This is a genomic window from Citrobacter sp. Awk 2 (assembly GCF_028069815.1).
Lineage (GTDB): Bacteria > Pseudomonadota > Gammaproteobacteria > Enterobacterales > Enterobacteriaceae > Citrobacter.
On record NZ_JANEWL010000246.1, the window covers coordinates 1 to 670 of the forward strand.

At 37.8% G+C, this 670-nt stretch carries 1 pseudogene; it reads left to right on the forward strand.

What is annotated here, in order from left to right:
- Positions 1-114: 114 nt before the first annotated feature.
- A pseudogene (locus NNO02_RS23465) lies at positions 115-670 on the forward strand (recombinase family protein); the annotation flags it as partial.

Below are 670 nucleotides of genomic sequence, written 5' to 3' on the forward strand. Positions count from 1 at the left end.
GTACAAGAGATTAGATTAACTCCATTTGGACGCGATAAATCATATGACAATCCTTATTTAATCAATTTATTTCGTTCTATTCTTCGTTGCAGCTCGTGTGGATGTTCGATAATCATGACAGGGATAGATAACAAAGGAATGGGGTATTACGTCTGTCCGATGAGGAGACTCCATCGTTGCAGCACACCTCCAATCAGGCGAGACTTTACTGACCAAGTTCTTGTCGGCGTATTGTTAGCAAATATGGATTTTTTACAGGCTAGTTTTTCAGGTAAAAATGCAATCAAACAACTTGAGCACTATTTGGTTGATATTCATATAAAGATTAATCACCTTCTTGACGCACTTCAGATAGCTCCGGATGTCATAGAATTAGCAAATAGAGTCAGAGTCCTAAGTAAAGAATTGCGCGATGGCGAATTGAGATTAAGGACCCTCAAGTCCAGAGGAGGGAATACTACTGGTGAAATGGTTGCCAGCATGGAGCTAGACAACAAAATCAACAGAGAGAAGTGTCGTAATTATGCATTAAGTAATATCGAACGAATAGTCATTAACACAGCAATGCAAAAATGCGACATCTACTTAATGAATGGTTTGAGAATTCTTAATTTCCCACTTAGAAAAATCATCCATCATGATAATTTTATCAGTTCTCTAGCCTTTATAG